Annotated in this window: 12 protein-coding genes; 9 read left to right on the forward strand and 3 right to left on the reverse strand. The window is 68.8% G+C overall.

Going from position 1 to position 17477, the window contains the following annotated elements; genetic code table 11:
• Positions 1 to 190: 190 nt before the first annotated feature.
• Positions 191 to 826, forward strand: coding sequence for a hypothetical protein (locus tag AB0D57_RS39015; protein WP_362084846.1), 636 nt, complete (start codon positions 191 to 193; stop codon positions 824 to 826).
• Positions 827 to 962: 136 nt separating this feature from the next.
• On the opposite strand, the gene AB0D57_RS39020 is transcribed toward AB0D57_RS39015, so the two are convergent.
• A complete protein-coding gene (locus AB0D57_RS39020) occupies positions 963 to 3071 on the reverse strand; it encodes an alpha-galactosidase (RefSeq protein WP_362084849.1) in 2109 nt (702 codons plus the stop codon).
• 182 nt (positions 3072 to 3253) lie between these two features.
• Here AB0D57_RS39020 and AB0D57_RS39025 point away from each other — a divergent pair, with 182 nt between their 5' ends.
• The 7 genes from AB0D57_RS39025 to AB0D57_RS39055 all read left to right on the forward strand — a co-directional run bounded on the left by AB0D57_RS39025 (position 3254) and on the right by AB0D57_RS39055 (position 13452).
• Complete coding sequence (locus tag AB0D57_RS39025; RefSeq protein WP_362084852.1) at positions 3254 to 4432, forward strand: ROK family transcriptional regulator; 1179 nt, start codon at positions 3254 to 3256, stop codon at positions 4430 to 4432.
• Between the two features lie 70 nt (positions 4433 to 4502).
• Positions 4503 to 5816 carry an ABC transporter substrate-binding protein gene (locus AB0D57_RS39030; protein ID WP_362084855.1) on the forward strand — a complete coding sequence of 438 codons (1314 nt, stop codon included), beginning with the start codon at positions 4503 to 4505 and terminating at the stop codon, positions 5814 to 5816.
• 26 nt (positions 5817 to 5842) lie between these two features.
• The gene (locus AB0D57_RS39035; RefSeq protein WP_362084858.1) at positions 5843 to 6775 is read left to right on the forward strand and encodes a sugar ABC transporter permease; all 933 of its coding nucleotides are present in this window, start codon (positions 5843 to 5845) and stop codon (positions 6773 to 6775) included.
• Complete coding sequence (locus AB0D57_RS39040; RefSeq protein WP_362084861.1) at positions 6772 to 7698, forward strand: carbohydrate ABC transporter permease; 927 nt, start codon at positions 6772 to 6774, stop codon at positions 7696 to 7698. Before AB0D57_RS39035 ends, AB0D57_RS39040 begins: the two co-directional genes overlap by 4 nt.
• Positions 7699 to 7774: 76 nt before the next feature.
• Positions 7775 to 9607, forward strand: coding sequence for a carbohydrate-binding protein (locus AB0D57_RS39045; protein ID WP_362084864.1), 1833 nt, complete (start codon positions 7775 to 7777; stop codon positions 9605 to 9607).
• A 165-nt stretch (positions 9608 to 9772) separates the two neighbouring features.
• Positions 9773 to 12202: a glycoside hydrolase N-terminal domain-containing protein gene (locus AB0D57_RS39050; protein ID WP_362084924.1), complete on the forward strand. Its 2430-nt coding sequence runs from the start codon at positions 9773 to 9775 to the stop codon at positions 12200 to 12202.
• Positions 12199 to 13452: an SGNH/GDSL hydrolase family protein gene (locus AB0D57_RS39055; protein ID WP_362084867.1), complete on the forward strand. Its 1254-nt coding sequence runs from the start codon at positions 12199 to 12201 to the stop codon at positions 13450 to 13452. Before AB0D57_RS39050 ends, AB0D57_RS39055 begins: the two co-directional genes overlap by 4 nt.
• A gap of 66 nt (positions 13453 to 13518) precedes the next feature.
• Here the strand turns inward: AB0D57_RS39055 and AB0D57_RS39060 are convergent, their stop codons facing one another.
• The gene (locus tag AB0D57_RS39060; protein ID WP_362084870.1) at positions 13519 to 13872 is read right to left on the reverse strand and encodes a hypothetical protein; all 354 of its coding nucleotides are present in this window, start codon (positions 13870 to 13872) and stop codon (positions 13519 to 13521) included.
• Positions 13873 to 14004: 132 nt separating this feature from the next.
• Between AB0D57_RS39060 and AB0D57_RS39065 the strand changes: the two genes are divergently transcribed.
• Positions 14005 to 14667: an NUDIX domain-containing protein gene (locus AB0D57_RS39065; RefSeq protein WP_362084873.1), complete on the forward strand. Its 663-nt coding sequence runs from the start codon at positions 14005 to 14007 to the stop codon at positions 14665 to 14667.
• A gap of 69 nt (positions 14668 to 14736) precedes the next feature.
• On the opposite strand, the gene AB0D57_RS39070 is transcribed toward AB0D57_RS39065, so the two are convergent.
• Complete coding sequence (locus AB0D57_RS39070) at positions 14737 to 17271, reverse strand: SpoIIE family protein phosphatase (protein ID WP_362084876.1); 2535 nt, start codon at positions 17269 to 17271, stop codon at positions 14737 to 14739.
• Positions 17272 to 17477 lie beyond the last annotated feature (206 nt).

Below are 17477 nucleotides of genomic sequence, written 5' to 3' on the forward strand. Positions count from 1 at the left end.
GCGCGGCGCGCACCCCACCAACCCCCCCTTCGGGGGGGCCGGCCCCCGGCACGCCGAGAGCACGCACCCGACGCCGCGAGGCCCGCCCTCCGGGCGGACGACGGGAATGCGACGACAGGGCCTAGCGCGGGTTCCGGACCACAAGGAGCAGCACCGGGACCGCCAGGAACAAGGAAGAGGACGAGCCTCCATGAGCAGACGCATCCACGGTGGCCGAGGACGGCCGCGCCAAGACCGCGTGATCGCGGCCATCCTGGCCACCCTCGCGTGCGGAGCCGCGCTCGTCTCGTGCAGCACGGACAGCGGTGACGACGGTGGGGCCTCGTTCAGCCCGCGCCCCACCCCGCCGAACACGGCCTCGTTCACCGGGACACCGCCGTCCGCCCTGGAGTCGGCCGCCTCCTCGGCCCTCGATTCCGCCCGCGCCTCGGCCTCGGCGGCGGCGTCCTCCCTGTCCGCCGCCGCGTCGGAGTTCGCGGCGTCCGTCTCGGCCGACACGGCCCGCGCGAGCGCGACCGCGGAGGCGCAGCTGAAGAAGGTTCAGGGCAGCGGCAACGCGGTGTCCGACGTCGCCATGACCGGCCTGCCCAGGGCCCAGACGGGCGGGCTGCTCGCCGTCCTCGTCACCATCACCAACAAGACCGACCAGAAGGCGTCCTACGCCGTGCAGATCGACTTCGAGGACGCCGAAGGAAAGGTCGTGGAGACCAGGTTCGTAGGAGCGGAGAACCTCGCGCCGGGGCAGCGCGCCCAGCCCGTCGCCGTCAGCGGACAGCCCGCCGAACCCCAGCTGACCCCGCGCCTGACCAAGGCCCAGAGGTACTGACACGTTCTCCGGATCTGCGGCGACGGTCACATCCCACCTGAAGGTCGCCGTGGACTACACGACGATCGTTGACGCGCGGGGCGCGGTGGAGGAACTCAACGCCCAGCGCGTACAACGACATTGACGAAAAATCGGCTCAGGCCTCGCGGATCAGATGCACCGCCGTGCTGGACCAGTCACCCGGCGGCAGGTCGAAGTCGAGCCCGTACTCGCCGAGCACGGTGGAGTGATGCACCGCCCCGGTCCGCGCGTCGCGATAGCGGGCCCCGGGCGTCAGGCCGCGCAGTCGGACCGGCAGCCGCGGGACGCCATGGCGGGAGACACGCCGGTAGGCGAGCAGCAGGGTCTCAGAGGCGTCCGCGGCGGTGTACTGCGTGACGGTGACGGAGTCGTCCGCGGGCGGCGACAGCCGGTCCAGCCTGCCGTGCTGCACCAGGGGGCGCACCTTCTTGTATTCGGCCACCAGGCCGGCCGCCTCCCGCAGTTCCTCCTCGGACCAACGAGTGAGGTCGCCCCCGATGCCCAGCGCCCCGGCCATCGCGACATGGAAGCGGAAGCGCAGCGGGACCGTGCGGGCGGTCAGCTGATTCGGTACGTCCGTCACCCACGAGCCCATGGTACGCGCGGGGTAGACCTGACCGTAGCCGTGCTGGATCCACATCCGGTCGGCGGCGTCCGTGTTGTCCGAGGCCCACGCCTGGTCCGTACGGGAGAGGATGCCCAGGTCGACCCGGCCGCCCCCGCCGCTGCACGTCTCGATCCGCAGCGCCGGATGGTCGGCACGCAGCCGGTCGACGATCTCGTAGAGATGGCGCACGTACTGGGGGCCGAGGCGGTCGGTGCCGTCCTGCTGCCCGGGCCAGCCGGCCTCGCTGAACGCGCGGTTCATGTCCCACTTGAGGAAGTCGATGCCATGGTCGCCGACCAGCCGGGTCAGCCAGCCGTAGGCCCAGTCGGCGACGTCGCGGCGGGCGAAGTTGAGGACCAGCTGGTTGCGCAGCTCGGAGCGAGGGCGGCCGGGGAAGTGAAGGACCCAGTCGGGGTGTTCCCGGTAGAGATCGCTGTCCGGGTTCACCATCTCGGGCTCCACCCACAGGCCGAAGCGCATCCCGAGCCCGTGCACCGCGCCGACCAGCGGCGCGAGCCCGTCCGGGAAGCGCTCGGGCGTCGGCGTCCAGTCGCCGAGGCCCGCCTGGTCGTTGCGGCGTGCCCCGAACCAGCCGTCGTCGACGACGTACAGCTCCACTCCGAGCGCCGCGGCCCGTTCGGCGAGCGCCTTCTGACCGGCCTCGTCGACGTCGAAGCCGGTCGCCTCCCAGGAGTTGTAGAGCACCGGGGCGAACTCGTCCGCACGCGGCAGAACATGGGCCAGGATGTACGCGTGCCAGGCGCGGGACGCCGCGCCGAAACCGCCGTCGGTGCACAGTCCCGCGAACGGGGGAGTGGTGAACTCCTCGCCCGGCGCGAGCGGCACAGTCGTACCGTCCTGGCCGAGGCCTCCGGTGAATCCGGCCCGGCCGTCGGGAGTGCGCTGTACGGTGACGCGCCAGCTCCCGCTCCAGGCCAGGGCGGCGCTCCACACGCGGCCGTGGTCCTCTGTCGCCTCACCGGCGTCGAGCATCACCCAGGGGTTCGCGTGGTGGCTGGTGGTCCCGCGTCGGCTGGTCAACACGGTTTCGCCGTACGAAAGGTGCTCGCGGCGCAATTGGGACTCGGCGGACCACTGTCCGGTGACATGGCTGAGCCGGTAGTCCCGCAGCGGCGGCAAGGACCAGGCGGCGGAGTCGGCGCGCAGCAGGGTGACCGGCTCGTCGCCGGTGTTGCGGACGACGGTCCAGCGCTCGATGACGTCGGTGTCGTCGCGGACCCGGTAGTGGAGGGCCACCTGCAAGGGGTAGAGGCGGTCGCGGAACGACAGCACCAACTCGCCCCCGGCGACGTGATGGCCGATCGGCTGCCACTCGAAGGCACGGGATCCGTCCGCGAACCTGACCTGCAGGGACGGTGGTCCGTAGCGCGTGCCGCCGTCGACGGGGAGCTCTTCCCCGACGGTCGGCAGCCCTTCGAAACTGCTGGTCGCGGGCGCCGGGGGGACGGCGAGCTGCTGGGCCTCCTCGAGCGTCAGCCGTGGGCCCCACGCGACGTGGCACGGCGCTCCGGTCTCGTCGATCCGCAGCGCGTACGACGTGTGCGGTGTGGACAGCAGCCAGAGTCCGGTGTCCGGGGCGGAGGTGATCGGCGACATGGATCCTCGAGTTCAGATGGTGCCACGCAGGAGACACCGGGAAGTCAACCGTGACCTTGGATCACGTGTCAATATCTCGCTATGTTCTTGTTTTTGTAGGTTGAGAGTGTCATGCAGAGCATCCTCAAGAGAATCTTGTTTCTTTTATTGACAACAGAAAATAAGGCCCCTAGGTTCCGGCCATGCGCTCGACCAGTCGAACAGAGGCGTTTCCGGCCCACACGCCGGCCGTCGCCCAGATCTTCACGACCGTGCTGTCCCATGGCCCGCTCACGCGGTCGGAGATCGCGGGGCGGACCCGGTTGTCCGCCGCGGCGGTCACCAAGGCGGTGCGGCCTCTGATCGAGGTCGGCTACCTCATGGAGGACGTCGACGAGGACGCGCGGCAGTCGTCCCTCGGCAGGCCCGCCAACCCGGTGCGGGTCGACGGCGGGAGGGCGCTGTTCATCGGAGTCAAGTTGACCGGCGACGAACTCATCGCCGTACTGACGGACTTGTGCTGTCGCATCAGGGTCGCCCGGCATGTGCCGCTCACGACACGCGACCCCAAGGCGGTACTGGCGCTGACCGCGGGGGTTGTCCAGGAGCTGCTGACCGAGGCCGACGGCTTCGGAGTCCAGGTCCAGGGCCTGGGCATCGCGGTCTCCGGTGACGTGGACCGCGCCGCCGGCGTGGTGCGGTACTCACCCTTCCTGGAGTGGCGCGACGTTCCGCTCGCCGAACTGGCCCGCATGACGACGGGGCTGCCGGTCACCGTCGACAACGACGTCCGGGCGCTGACCGTCGCCGAGCAGTGGTTCGGAGCCGGGGTCGGCCTCTCCGACTTCGCCGTGGTGACCGTCGGCGCCGGTATCGGCTGCGGTCTCGTGGTGCACGGGCAGGTCGTGTCCGGGGCGTATGGCGTGGCCGGTGAGATCGGGCACGTCGCCATCGACCCGGCCGGCCCTCTCTGCCATTGCGGCAACCGGGGCTGTGTGGAGGCGATCGCCGCGGACTCGGCGATCGTCAGCAGGATCCGGGAGGTGACCGGTGTAGAAGTCGCCGACGCCGCCCAGGCCTTGGACCTGGCCCATGACGGGAACCCCGGAGCGCGGGAAGTGTACGCGAGGGCGGGGGAGGCGATCGGCCGCGGTATCGCGACCGTGGTCAATCTGCTCGGCCCCGAGCGAGTGATCATCTCCGGTGAAGGGCTGGCGGCGTACGACCTGTTCGCGGAGCAGATCCGCGACGCGTTCGCAGCGACCGCCTTCGGATCGGCCGCGCGGTGCGACGTACAGACCCACCCCCTGCCCTTCGAGGAGTGGGCGCGCGGCGCCGCGGCCACCGCCATCCAGTCCTTCATCCGAGCCGACGCGGACTGACCGTCGCACGCGTCCAGATCCATCCGTACCCATAAGCGGTGATACCCACCGAAAGGCACGAGGAGCAACGATGACGCAGCAGAGTCGCAACCTCTCGGCAGCGCGCGGACCCAGCCGCCGCAGAGTGACCGGTGGACTGATGGGGCTCGGAGCCGCCGCCCTGGCCGCGCCCGTTCTGACCGCGTGCGGCGGCGGACCGGCAGCCGACCCGAAGACGGTCACCTTCGGATCCAACGGCGCCGACGCCACCCCGAAGAAGGCATACGCCACCGTCACCGAAGCCTTCACCAAGGACAGCGGGCTGACGGTGAAGACCAACACCGTCGACCACGACACCTTCCAGAAGAGCATCACCACCTATCTGCAGGGCACCCCGGACGACGTCTTCACCTGGTTCGCCGGCTACCGCATGCAGTACTTCGCCAAGAAGAACCTCGCCACCCCGATCGACGACGTGTGGGACAAGATAGGCGGCGGCTTCAGCGACGCCGCCAAGCAGCTGTCGAAGGGCGAGGACGGCAAGTACTACTTCGTGCCGCTGTACAACTACCCGTGGGCCGTCTTCTACCGCAAGAGCGTGTTCCAGGAGCGCGGTTACGAAGTCCCGCAGAAGTGGAGCGAGTTCGTCGCGCTCGCCAAGCAGATGAAGAAGGACGGCCTCGCCCCGATCACCTCCGGATACGGCGGCGGCGACACCTGGAGCATCCTCGGCGCCTTCGACTACGTCGACCTGCGGGCCAACGGCTACGACTTCCACATGTCCCTGCTGCGTGGCGAGACCTCCTGGACCGACAAGCGCGCCGTCGCGATCCTCGACACCTGGCGTGAACTGACCCCCTACTACCAGGCGAGCGGGGGCGGTCGCTCCTGGCAGGACGCCGCGCAGTCCCTGCTGGACAAGAAGTCCGGCATGTCGGTCACCGGCCTCTTCCTCGGGCAGCAGGTCACCGACGAGGAGATCCGCAGCGACCTCGACTTCTTCGCCTTCCCCGAGATCGACTCCGCGTACGGGCAGGACGCCGTCGAGGCGCCCACCGACGGTTTCATGCTCAGCAAGAGCCCCAAGAACGAGGACGGCGCCAAGAAGTTCCTGGAGTTCCTCGGCAGTGCGCGGGCCGAAGAGCTGTACGCGGGCGCCGACCCGAGCAACCTCGGCGTCAACGAGCAGACCTCCACCAGTTCGTACAACGACCTGCAGAAGAAGTCCGCCGACCTCATCGGCTCCGCCAAGAACATCAGCCAGTTCGCGGACCGCGACAGCGACCCGGGCTTCATCTCCACCGTCGTACTCCCCGGCCTGACCGAGTGGCTCAGCCACCCCGACGACGGCACCGAGACGCTGAAGAAGATCGAGTCACAGCGTTCGCGCTACTTCACGGCCTGACCAGGACCGGAAAGGTCTCACGCACCGTGTCCTCCCTTCCCTCACCCCGCACAGTCCGCAAGCGCGCCCGCAGTCTCGGCCGCGGTGACCGGATCTTCCTGACCGTCATCATCGGCGTCCCCCTTGCCGCTCTGCTCTTCTTAGTCTGGCTACCCGCACTGGCCTCGCTGGCGCTGTCCTTCACCACCTGGGACGGCATCGAACCGGCCGACATCCACTGGATCGGCCTGGAGAACTACCAGGAGATCTTCACCAACTACCCGCCGTTCTGGCCCGCGGTGCAGCACAACGTGATCTGGCTGCTGTTCACGGCCCTGCTGCCCACACCGTTCGGCATCTTCCTCGCCTACCAGCTCGACCGGAAGATCCGCTTCACGAAGATCTACCAGACCGCGATCTTCCTGCCGATGGTGCTCTCCCTGGCCGTCGTGGGTTTCATCTGGGAGATCATCTACAACCCCGACACGGGGCTCCTCAACGGCATCCTCAACGCCACCGGCTCCGGTCACCACATCGACTGGCTCGGCAACCCCGACCTCAACCTCTGGGCCGTACTCGTCGCTTCGGCCTGGCGGCACACCGGCTACATCATGATCCTCTACCTGGCCGGACTGAAGGGCTTCGACCCGGCGCTCAAGGAAGCCGCCGCGCTCGACGGAGCCAACGGCCGCCAGACCTTCCTGCGGGTGGTCTTCCCGGCCCTGAAACCGGTCAACATCATCATCCTGGTCGTCACGGTCATGGAGTCCCTGCGGGCCTTCGACATCGTCTACGTCCTCGGTGGCGGCGTCGGCAGCAAACCCGGCATGGAACTGCTCTCCCTGCTCATCACCGACAACATCATCGGCGAGTCCAGCCACATCGGTTACGGGTCCGCCCTCGCGGTCATCCTGCTCCTGGTCTCCCTTGCCGCCATCGGGACCTTCCTCGTCCAGACCATCCGCAAGGAGGACCAGTGACCACGACCGTGCCGCGTCCGGCCTCCCGCCTGCGGTCCCGGCGCGAGCCGCAGTCCCCTCACGGACCTTCCAGGCCGCGTCGCCAGACCGGCCGCCACCTGATGCTGAGCGGCATCGCCCTGCTGTGGCTCGTCCCGCTGCTCTGGGCGGTCTACACCTCGCTGCGCCCCTACTCGGACACCGCGAAGAACGGCTATCTCTCCTGGCCGCACAGCCTGAGCTTCGGCAACTTCACGGACGCCTGGGAACAGTCCGGGATGCCGCACTTCTTCTGGAACTCGGTCCTCATCACGGTTCCGGCGGTCCTCGGCACCCTGCTGTTCTCGGCCGCGGTCGCCTTCTTCGTCTCCCGCTTCGACTTCCGCTGGAACATCGTCCTGCTGATGCTGTTCACCGCGGGCAACCTGCTACCGGCCCAGGTCCTCATCACCCCCCTTTACAAGCTGTATCTCCTTGTCCCGCTGCCGTACTGGATGACCGACTCGCTGCTGCTGTACAACTCGGTCTGGGGCATCATCTTCATCCACATCGCCTACCAGTGCGGGTTCTGCACCTTCGTGCTCAGCAACTACATGAAGACGATCCCGAAGGAGATCTCCGAGGCGGCGCTCGTGGACGGCGCCCCCGTCTGGCGGCAGTTCTTCCAGATCATCCTGCCGCTGTGCAGGCCGGCGTTCGCTGCCCTGGCGACCCTCGAATCGATCTGGATCTACAACGACTTCTTCTGGCCGCTCGCCCTCATCGAGACCGGCGACAAGCGCCCCATCACCTCAGCCCTGGCCAACCTCCAGGGCGCGTACTTCACCAATCCCAACCTCATCGCGGCCGGTGCGCTGATGACCGCGATCCCCACGCTGCTGGTGTACTTCGCGCTTCAGCGCCAGTTCATCAGCGGGCTCACCATCGGCTCCGGCAAGGGCTGAGCCGCCGGAACGCAGGGGTTTGAGCCGCCCCGTGCCCCAACCCGTCCCGTTGACACCGTCCTTGGAGGTCCGACCCATGCGGTCATCCTCGTTCTTCGCCATGCCCGGAGCCACCTCACGCTCCGGCCGCCGTGCCATGAGATCCCTGCTCGTCCTCGCCCTCACCGCGGGCGTCGCGACAGCCGTCCCGGCAGCTCAGGCGGATATGCCCACCGCGGCTCCCGCCGCCACCGAGCCGGCCGCCAAGCCGTACATGGGCTGGTCGAGCTGGAGCATGCAGTCGTCGAAGTACCCGGGCCTCAACCCGGACGGCGACTACAGCTACCTCACCGAGGCGAACGTCCTGAAGCAGGCGGACGCCCTCGCCTCCAAGCTGAAGGCGTACGGCTACGAATACGTCAATATCGATGCCGGCTGGTGGATGGACAAGAACTGGAAGTCCGGGTTCGACCAGTACGGACGGCAGACACCCGACCCGGTCCGTTTCCCCAGCGGCATGAAGGCGGTCGCCGACCACATCCACTCCAAGGGCCTCAAGGCCGGCATCTACCTGCCCGTCGGCCTGGAGAAGGGGGCGTACGGCGAAGGCAAGACACCGATCTGGAACGCCGAGGGCTGCACCACGGCCGACATCGTCTACAGCGACCTGCGCACCACCAACGGCTGGGACAGCGCGTACAAGATCGACTTCTCGAAGTCGTGCGCGCAGAAGTACATCGACTCCCAGGCGCAGCAGTTCGCCGACTGGGGCTACGACTTCCTCAAGCTGGACGGCGTGGGCCCGGGCTCGTTCAGGTCCGGTGACAACTACAACAACGTCGCCGACGTCGCCGCCTGGCAGAAGGCCATCGCCGCCGCCGGTCGCCCGATCCACCTCGAGCTGTCCTGGTCGCTCGACATCAACTACGCCGCCGACTGGAAGAAGTACTCCAACGGCTGGCGCATCGACACCGATATCGAGTGCTACTGCAACACCCTTGTCACCTGGGAGAACTCGGTCGACGACCGGTGGGACGACGCCCCGGCGTGGAGCAACAAGGCAGGCCCGGGCGGCTGGAACGACCTCGACGCCCTGGACGTCGGCAACGGGGAGATGGACGGCCTCACCAAGGCCGAGCGGCAGAGCTACATGACCCTGTGGGCCATCAGCAAGTCGCCCCTCTACACAGGTGACGACCTCACCAAGCTGGACAGCTACGGCGTGTCCCTGCTCACCAACAAGGAAGTCATCGCCGTCGACCAGAGCGCCTCGCCCGTCGCGCGCCCGGTCACCTCGGTCAACGACCAGCAGGTCTGGGGCACCAAGAACGCCGACGGCAGCTACACCGTCGCCCTGTTCAACCTCGGCGACTCGCCGGCCTCCGTCACCGCCCACTGGGCTTCCTTCGGGTTCACCGGCAACGCCTCCGTGCGCGACCTGTGGAACAAGGCGAACCTCGGCACCTACAAGAACAAGATCACCGCGGCGCTGCCCGCCCACGGCTCGCGGCTGTTCACGATCAAGCCCGGCGGCAGCACGCTGGCGACCACGAGCTACGAGGCCGAGGACGGGGCCAACACCCTGTCGGGCAACGCCTCCGTGGCCGGATGCGACGCCTGCTCCGGCGGCAAGAAGGTCGGCAACCTCTACACCGGCGGCAAGCTGCAGATCAACAACGTCACGGTGAAGAAGGACGGGATCTACACCGTCAAGGTCGCCTACGTCAGCGGCGACGCCCGCTCGGTGAACGTCTTTTCCAACAGCGGTAACGGCAGCAGCCAGAAGTTCCCCTCCACGGGCGACTGGGGCACGGCCGAGACCGTCAGCGTCCAGCTGGCGCTGAAGGCGGGCACCAACACAATCACCTTCGACAGCGGCAGCGGATACGCGCCCGACATCGACAAGATCGTCGTTCCGCAGTCCGTCTGAGTTCGGCCGTCTGTCCGACCTGATTCTCGCGGGGCCCGGTGACACGACCCGGGCCCCGCGGGGACCGGCCCCACGCCGACGGACCGCAGCCGTCGTTCGCGCACGAGCCGTTCCCCCGCCGGCCGTTCCTGCATGAATCGTTCCCGCACGAGCCGTTCCCCGGATATGGAGTGCCCCGTGGACATCAAGCGCACCGAATCACGCGACAACACCGCCAGCCGCAGAGGCTTCCTGGCTCTCGCCGCCGCTGCCGGCGCGGGCACCGCACTCGGCGTTCTGCCCGCCTTCACCGCTTCGGCGGCCCCGCTGCGCCCCACCGAGTCGCCCATGCTGTCCGCGGCCGACGCCGCGAAGAACCAGCTGTGGTGGGGGGCTCCCGGCTCCCCCGACTCGATGATCGAGCAGGGCCTGCCGGTCGGGAACGGGCGCCTCGGAGTGCTCGCGAGCAACGACCCCGCCAGCGAATTTCTGATGATCACCGACGCCACCATGTGGACCGGCCATCTCAACGACAAGCTGGACAGCGACGGCCAGTTCCCCTACGGCCGCGAGGACTTCGGATCCCTGACGCTGCTGGCCAAGCTCACGGTCGCCATCCCCGACCACGACCTGGGCAACGTCAACAACTACCGCCGGACCCTCGACATGGCCCAGGGCCTGGTCGGCGCCTCGTACGACATCTCCGGTGTGACCTACCGGCGGCAGATCTTCGCCAGCCTCCCCGACGACGTCATCGTCCTGCACTTCTCCCAGCAGGGCGGCGGCACCTACACCGGCACCGTCTCCCTCGCCGGCACCCACGGCGAGTCCACCACGGCCAACAGTTCGGGGCGCTATGCGTCGTTCGGAGCCACTCTCGCCAACGGCCTGAAGTACGGCGCCGCCGTCACCGCCTACAGCAGCACAGGCAGGGTCAAGGTCGACGGTACGTCGATCAGCTTCAGCGGCTGCAAGACCCTCACCGTCGTCGTCAGTGGCGGCACCAACTACGCGCCCGACGGCGAGGCGGGGTTCCGCAACCCGTCCGTGGTGCCGGAGCGCCTGGCCAGGACCAAGGTCCTCGACGCGGCCGGCCACTCGGTGACCACCCTGCTGCACACCCACGTTGCCGACTTCCGTCCCGAGTTCGGGCAGATGGACATCAACCTCGGCACGTCGTCCGCCGCGCAGCGCGAGCTGGACACCTGGGAGCGGTTGCAGGCGCGTTACCGGGACGATGTTCCCGACCCGGAACTTGAGGCCGCCTACCTGCAGTTCGGCCGCTATCTGATGATCTCCGGATCGCGGGGCAGTCTGCCGATGGGCCTCCAAGGCCCGTGGCTGGACGGCAACGACCCGGACTGGATGGGCGACTACCACACCGACGTCAACATCCAGATGAACTACTGGATGGCCGACCGGGTGGGCGTGTCCGACTGCTTCGACGCCTTGACCGACTACTGCGTCTCGCAGCTGCCCTCCTGGACGGACGTCACCCAGCGGCAGTTCAACGACCCCGCCAACAGATTCCGCAACTCCAGCGGCAAGCTCGCCGGCTGGGCCGTGGCGTTTTCCACCAACCCCTACGGCGGAAGCGGCTGGTGGTGGCACCCGGCCGGCAACGCCTGGCTCTGCCAGAGCCTGTTCGAGCACTACGAGTACACCCAGGACCGCGCCTACCTCAAGAAGATCTACCCCTTGATCAAGGGCGCCGTGGAGTTCTGGGAGGCCCGCCTCATCACCACGACCGTCACCGACGCCTCCGGCGAAAAGCGCGAAGTCCTGATCGACGACAAGGACTGGTCGCCCGAGCACGGCCCGCAGGACGCCAAGGGCATGACCTATGCCCAGGAACTGGTGTGGGGCCTCTTCGGAAACTTCCACACCGCTTCCGAGCTGCTCGGCAAGGACGGCGCCTACCGGAAGATCGTGGACGGTCTGCGCGAGCGTCTGTATCTGCCCGTGGTCAGCCCCACGAGCGGATGGCTGGAGGAGTGGATGTCGCCCGACAACCTGGGCGAGACCACGCACCGGCACCTCTCCCCGCTCATCAACCTGTTCCCCGGCGACCGGATCCGCCCGGACGCGTCGACGCCGAAGGAGATCCTGGACGGTGCGACGGCCCTCCTCACCGCGCGCGGCATGACCAGCTTCGGCTGGGCCCAGGCCTGGCGAGCCCTGTGCTGGGCACGGCTGAAGGACGCGGACAAGGCGTACCGGCTCGTCGTCAACAACCTGAAGCCGTCGGTCAACGGAACCAACGGCAGCGCGATGAACCTCTTCGACATCTACGAGGTCGAGACGGGCCGCGGCATTTTCCAGATCGAAGCGAACTGCGGTACCCCCGCGGCGATCATCGAGATGCTGCTCTATTCGCGGCCCGGACACGTCGAGCTGCTGCCCGCGCTGCCCGCAGCCTGGGCGGCATCCGGCTCGGTGTCCGGCGTGGGCGTCCGCGGCGGCTTCGTGGCCGACCTCAGCTGGAAGGACGGCAAGGTCACCCAGGTGACGCTGAAGAGCGTCGGCGGCCGCGGCACGACTCTCGTCGCCAACGGCGCCTCGCGGAAGATCAGCCTCAAGCCCGGTGAGTCCGTCACGCTGCGAAACCTCGGATGAGCGCCGCCTCGTACCGGCGTCGTGCGGTGGGCGTCGTATCGGCACTGATCATGGCGGTCTGCGGGCTCCTGGCCACCTCGGCACAGGCACAGGAGCCGCTGTCGCAGGCCCCGGCGAGCACGGCGGCGACCCCGGCCGCCGCGAAGGGCAAGCACTCCGTGGTCACCTGGGGCGCCAGCGCCGACCGGCAGAGCGCCGGGCCCGCCGACCGCAGCTACCGGTTGATCGTGCGCACCAGCGTCGGCGGCACGAACATGCGCATCCGGCTGTCCAACGCCTTCGGCGAGAACCCGGTGACCTTCGAGAGCGCGTACGCGGGCCTGCAGAAGCAGGGTGCGGAGCTGGTCAGAGGCTCCAACCGGCAGCTGTCCTTCGGCGGGGCCGAGTCCGTCACCGTCCCGGCGGGCGAGACCGTGCTCAGCGATCCGCTGTCCGGGAAGCTGGCCGCCCAGAGCGATCTGGTGATCAGCCTGTACGTGACGGGCGCCCAGGGACCGACGACCGGTCACGGCATGGCCATGCAGACCAACTACGCGACCGCGGGCAACCATGCGGCCGAGGAAGGCGCGGCCAACTGGACCGATCCGATGGGGTCCTGGTACTGGCTGGACGCCGTCCATGTGGAGACGTCCACGGCTGTCGGCTCCGTGGTGGCCCTCGGCGACTCGATCACCGACGGCTGGCAGTCCAGCACCGACCTGAACCGCCGCTGGCCCGACTACCTCTCCCGCAGGCTCCAGAAGGCGGACACCCCCGTCAAGGGCGTCGCCAACGAAGGGATCTCCGGGAACAAGGTGCTCGCGGACGGCGCGGGGCAGAGCGCGCTGAACCGTCTGCAACGCGATGTGCTGTCCCATCCCGGTGTGCGCACAGTCTTCCTCTTCGAGGGCGTCAATGACATCAAAGCCCACTCGGGAGTCACGGCGCAGGACATGATCGACGGTTACCGGAAGATCATCGAACAGGCTCACGCGGCGGGCAAGTGCGTCGTCGGCTCCACCGTCGCCCCCTTCAAGGGCTGGTACGAATGGGACGCGGCGGCGGAGTCCGTACGCCTTGAGATCAACGAATTCATCAGGGAAAGCGGAGAGTTGGACGCCGTCACCGACTTCGACCGGATCCTGCGCAGCCCCTACGACCACGAAAGGATCTCCCCGTTCTTCGACAACGGCGATCATCTGCACCCCAATGACAAGGGGATGGCGGCGATGGCCGACGCGGTCGACATCGGGAGCCTGGCCTCGTGCTGAGCCGGGCTCCGGGGCGGCGCGGTCAGGGGCGTCAGCTGCTTGCCGTCGCCCACCGGCGAACGGCTCCTACACGTTGTCGGCCCTCGACATGCGCAGGGCGAGGTCCTGGAGGAGATCGGCCGACTTGATGTCGGTGCGTCCGGAGTCGTGCAGGTCGGCGAGTTCGGAGAAGAGGAAGGCGAAGGCTCCCACGAGCGAGATGGTGGCGGGCAGGTAGGCGTCCGCGACGGCCTGGCCGGCCTCGGCGGGTCCGGCGTCGGCGGGCACTTCGACCCTGGGGAAAACCTCGGTCACGAGCGCGCCGAGCTGGGTCTCGGTGGACTCGGCCTCGGCGTCCTCGTCCTGGGCGATCCTGCGCACCATCGCGTTGGTCTCGGTGAGGACGCCGATGGCGCGCAGGATGATCTCGGTCTGTTCCATGCCGTGAGCCTAGACGTGCGACGCCGTCCATGGTCAGGGCCTGTGGGTTCCGTTGTCACCTGACAGCGGCCCGGCCGGAATGGTAGAAGCGATCATGACCAATTTCCGTACTTCCAGCCCGGCCCGCACCCGATGACCGCAGGTATCGACACCCCGGACCGTCGGGGCCGTACCGGACTCGACCAGATCGGCCGGGACCTGACCGGCAACCCCCGGGTCAAGATCCGGGATGTGAAACTCCTGTCCAGCCACTGGTACGTGGAACGCACCACCACCTTCGACTTCCAGCATGCCGACGGCACATGGAGCACCCAGGAGCGGGAAACCCACGACCGCGGCAACGGAGCCACCCTCCTGCTGTACGACGCCGAGCGTGAAACCGTGCTGCTGACCAGGCAGTTCCGTTACCCCGTGTACATCAACGGACACCCGGACGGGATGCTGATCGAGACGCCTGGCGGACTGCTCGACGAAGAGGACGAGCATCCCGAGGTCGCTGTGCGGCGCGAGGTCATCGAGGAGACCGGGCACACCGTCGGCGAGATCCACCACGTCTTCGACATCTATATGAGCCCGGGCTCGGTCACCGAGCGGGTGAGCTTCTACGCCGCCTCCTACGGCCCGTCCACCCGGACCCACGAGGGCGGCGGGCTCGACGAGGAGGGCGAGGACATCGAGATCGTCGAACTGCCCTTCCGCAGGGCCCTGGCCATGATCCGCACTGGGGAGATCGCCGACGCCAAGACCATCATGCTGTTGCAGTGGGCGGCGCTGGAGGGACCCTTCAAAGCGTGAGATTCCAAGGCGTGAGATTTCAGGGCGTGAGATTTCAGGGCGTGAGATTTCAGGGCGTGAGCTGAAGAGTCACTGGCTGTCGCCGCGCGTGGACCGGCGCGTGGTGAGCAGGAGGGCGATGTCGTCGGGGCGTTCGGTGGCCTGCCGGGCCTGCGCGGTCAGGAGGTCGGCCGCGCGGGACAACGAGGAGGCACCGGGCCGGGCGTGCGGGGTGCCGGCGCGGGACAGGGTCGCGCGCAGCGTTTCGACGCCGTCGTCGATGTCGGTCCCGGGGCACTCGACCAGTCCGTCCGTGTAGAGGGCCAGCACGGCGTCGGGTTCCAGGAGCAGGTCCGTCACCGGGTAGCGGGCCTGCGGGGCCACGCCGAGCACCACCCCACCGGGCAGGTCCAGCACCTCGGTGCGGCCGTCGGGGTGGCGCAGCAACGGCTGCGGATGCCCGGCCCGCGCGGCCCGGGCGACCCCGGTCACCGGGTCGAGCCTGATGTAACAGCAACTGGCGAACTGGCCCGGGTCGAGGTCGATGAGCAGCCGGTTGGTGTGGCTCATCACCTCATCCGGCGTATGGTCGCTGAGCGCGAACGCCCGTACCGCGCTGCGCAGTTGGCCCATGGTGGCGGCCGCCTGGACGCCGTGCCCCTGGACGTCGCCGATGACCAGGGCCAGTCCGTCGCCGGCCTCCACCACGTCGTACCAGTCGCCCCCCACATCCATCCCCTGGGTGCCGGACAGATAGCGCCCGGCCGTCTCCACCTGCGGGTGCGCCGACAACCGGTGCGGGAGGAGGGCCTCCTGCAGGCCGCGAGCGAGGGCGGCCTCGGTGTCGTAGCGCCGCGCCCGCTCCAGCGCCTGCGCGATGAGTCCCGCGAGCGCCGTCAGCACCGAACGCTCCTCGGTGCTGAAGCTGCGGGAACGGTCGAAGCCGAGGATGCAGGAGCCGACCGGCCGTCCCGAGGCGATCAGCGGCAGATAGGCCCGGGCCCCCTCCTCGGCGTCCAGCGGGATGCCGGGATAGGCGGCCCTCAGCTGCTGCATCGACTCGAAGAACAGCGGGCGGCCGTGGGTGAGCGTTTCGACCCCGGGCAGCGGCGCGTCCAGTCCCGCCCCGTCGTACGGAGCCAGGAATCCTTGCGGGAAGCCGGTCTCCCACGCCAGGTACAGGCGCCGCTCCTGCAACAGGTAGATGGCGAGCCGGCGTCCGCCGAACGCGGGCAGCAGCTCCCGCATCACCATCTCGGACACCTGGTGGGCCGTCACGGCCTCGGTCAGCGCGATGGCGAAGACGATGGGCCGGTACAACCCGGTCGCGGTGGGCTGGTCGCTGTGGGGCGGCCCGCCGGCCGTGGGCTGCGCGTCGAGCGGCGCGGCCTCCGCGGCCTCTGTGGTGTCCGCGACCCGTCCCACCGGGATCAGCTTGCACGTCAGGCTGCTGGGACCGGGATACACGGACAGCGTGAGCCACGTGTCCCCGTGGCTCGGCACCGGATTCCGACGGTCGCCACTCGGACGGCCGACCTGGAAGTGCACCGGCTCAGGCGACAGCAGCGCACCACGCAGATGATCTTCGCAGGACGGCTGGTTCAGCCAGGGCACGGCCTGGAACAGCGGTCGTCCCAGCAGCTCCGTCCGCGGCCGGCCGAGGAGCTCGGCGGCGCGCGGATTGACGTAGGTGATCAGCCCGAGCCGGTCGAGCGCGAACACGCCCTCTGGGAGCAGATCGGCCGCCCCGTCCGCCGCCGGGCCGGGGCCAGGATCGACGACCGCGCCGCTGACCCGGTACGGCGGGGCGAGCGTGTTTCCCGATGTCCACAGCTCCAGCAGCCGCAGCGCGCCGTCCGTCGTGTGCATCGGCAGCGGATGGGGCGGCGGGTGCCCGGCCGCCGTCTCGTGCAGCGCGGCCAGCAGCACGTGCGGGTCGTCGAGGGCCAAGGCGCGGGCGAACGCCTCAGGCGTCCCGGGGTAAGTCCCGGGACCGGTGCCGAGCAGGCCGCACAGCGCATCGTCCGCGGTGACTCCGCCCCCGGCCGGATCCCAGGTGAACCGCCCGACACAGCGCGGAGGAGGGCCGTCGCAGGGCGGGCGCACACATGCGGGCTCCCCGTCCCAGGCGACCTCGACGCCGTCCTTCTCCAGCGCCGACAGCGCGGCCCCCAGCTGCTCCGCCACCGCCGTCATCCGATCGCGGTCCGGCAGCACATCGGTGGCGTCCGAGGCCGCGGGACGCAGCACCGTCAGGACCCCGAAGGAGGTCGACGCGCCCACGACCGGGACATACAGCGAACCGAACTGGAACGGCAGACCGGCCGCGAGCTGCGGATAGCGGCGCATCGTCTCGGTGGCGTCGGCGAGCAGCACCTCCCTGCCCTGCTTGTAGGAGTCGGCAGCCGGGAACGGCCGGTCCAGCGGCATACGCCACCAGAAATGGAACAGCTGACCGGGCAGCCCCGCCAGGACGGCCAGCCTGAGCAGGCCGGGCGTGCGTGAGCGGAGATAAATGCCCCCCGCGAAGCCGCGGGCCGCCCGGATAGCGTCCGCCACCGCCCCGCTGAGCAGGGAGGCCAGGCCATCCAGCGCCTGGTCCTCACGCTCGGCGCTCCCAGTCATCGGTCTGCCCTCGTCCACCCGCCGTCAGGGGGATGCCACAGCAAGAATGCGCCTCACCGGCACCCGCCCGCATCTTGACGCCTCAGTCGCGTTGCCTGCGTTCAGTTGTCCTCGCCACTCGGCCTCACTCAGCGCGAAAGCTTAACTGCCGCGGGCCTTCACCGCGATGTGGCCGTACCAACAGCCCTCTGCTGATCGCCTTCCGC

The organism is Streptomyces sp. NPDC048275 (genome assembly GCF_040652275.1).
Lineage (GTDB): Bacteria > Actinomycetota > Actinomycetes > Streptomycetales > Streptomycetaceae > Streptomyces.